Origin of the sequence: Curtobacterium sp. VKM Ac-1376 (genome assembly GCF_015351025.1) — a bacterium.
In the GTDB taxonomy this organism is placed as follows: domain Bacteria; phylum Actinomycetota; class Actinomycetes; order Actinomycetales; family Microbacteriaceae; genus Curtobacterium.
In genome coordinates this window covers 3,523-5,468 of the sequence record NZ_JADKRV010000038.1, presented here as the reverse complement: position 1 = coordinate 5,468, position 1,946 = coordinate 3,523, and the positions used below count along the sequence as shown (strand labels likewise).

Genomic DNA, 1,946 nt, shown 5'->3' with positions numbered 1-1,946 from the left:
GAGTGCGTCTGGTCCTTGAGAACTCAACAGCGTGCACATTGTCAATGCCAATTTATTGATTGACCTCGTGCCTGGTCGGTTTACCGGTCAGGTCATGAAGCAATTCCTTTTGGATTGAAGATTGTCAGTAGACAGTCAACAGTCAGAATCAACTCGCTGACACTTCGGTGTTGGTTGTAATTTTTTACGGAGAGTTTGATCCTGGCTCAGGACGAACGCTGGCGGCGTGCTTAACACATGCAAGTCGAACGATGATGCCCAGCTTGCTGGGTGGATTAGTGGCGAACGGGTGAGTAACACGTGAGTAACCTGCCCCTGACTCTGGGATAAGCGTTGGAAACGACGTCTAATACTGGATATGATCACCGGCCGCATGGTCTGGTGGTGGAAAGATTTATTGGTTGGGGATGGACTCGCGGCCTATCAGCTTGTTGGTGAGGTAATGGCTCACCAAGGCGACGACGGGTAGCCGGCCTGAGAGGGTGACCGGCCACACTGGGACTGAGACACGGCCCAGACTCCTACGGGAGGCAGCAGTGGGGAATATTGCACAATGGGCGAAAGCCTGATGCAGCAACGCCGCGTGAGGGATGACGGCCTTCGGGTTGTAAACCTCTTTTAGTAGGGAAGAAGCGAAAGTGACGGTACCTGCAGAAAAAGCACCGGCTAACTACGTGCCAGCAGCCGCGGTAATACGTAGGGTGCAAGCGTTGTCCGGAATTATTGGGCGTAAAGAGCTCGTAGGCGGTTTGTCGCGTCTGCTGTGAAATCCCGAGGCTCAACCTCGGGCTTGCAGTGGGTACGGGCAGACTAGAGTGCGGTAGGGGAGATTGGAATTCCTGGTGTAGCGGTGGAATGCGCAGATATCAGGAGGAACACCAATGGCGAAGGCAGATCTCTGGGCCGTAACTGACGCTGAGGAGCGAAAGCATGGGGAGCGAACAGGATTAGATACCCTGGTAGTCCATGCCGTAAACGTTGGGCGCTAGATGTAGGGACCTTTCCACGGTTTCTGTGTCGTAGCTAACGCATTAAGCGCCCCGCCTGGGGAGTACGGCCGCAAGGCTAAAACTCAAAGGAATTGACGGGGGCCCGCACAAGCGGCGGAGCATGCGGATTAATTCGATGCAACGCGAAGAACCTTACCAAGGCTTGACATACACCGGAAACGGCCAGAGATGGTCGCCCCCTTGTGGTCGGTGTACAGGTGGTGCATGGTTGTCGTCAGCTCGTGTCGTGAGATGTTGGGTTAAGTCCCGCAACGAGCGCAACCCTCGTTCTATGTTGCCAGCGGGTTATGCCGGGGACTCATAGGAGACTGCCGGGGTCAACTCGGAGGAAGGTGGGGATGACGTCAAATCATCATGCCCCTTATGTCTTGGGCTTCACGCATGCTACAATGGCCGGTACAAAGGGCTGCGATACCGTAAGGTGGAGCGAATCCCAAAAAGCCGGTCTCAGTTCGGATTGAGGTCTGCAACTCGACCTCATGAAGTCGGAGTCGCTAGTAATCGCAGATCAGCAACGCTGCGGTGAATACGTTCCCGGGCCTTGTACACACCGCCCGTCAAGTCATGAAAGTCGGTAACACCCGAAGCCGGTGGCCTAACCCTTGTGGAAGGAGCCGTCGAAGGTGGGATCGGTGATTAGGACTAAGTCGTAACAAGGTAGCCGTACCGGAAGGTGCGGCTGGATCACCTCCTTTCTAAGGAGCACTGGCACCTCTTTTGGTGTCCAGGCGCCTGATTCGGACCGAACGTGTCCGACGGGTAGCTCATGGGTGGAACATTGACAGTGCAGTTGGGAGTGATGCTTCCGGTCTCAGTACGTCTTGCCTTCGGGTGGGGTTGGAACGGGTTGGGGTGGAGTTGCTGGCTGGTGCACGTTGTTGGGTCCTGAGGGACCAGGCTTCCTGCTGACATGAGAGTGTTGGTGGGGGTTGGGCC

The 1,946-nt window shown here is 55.7% G+C and carries 1 rRNA gene; it reads left to right on the top strand.

Going from position 1 to position 1,946, the window contains the following annotated elements:
• Window positions 1-183: 183 nt before the first annotated feature.
• Window positions 184-1,705, top strand: a 16S ribosomal RNA gene (locus ITJ56_RS17945).
• Window positions 1,706-1,946: the final 241 nt, after the last annotated feature.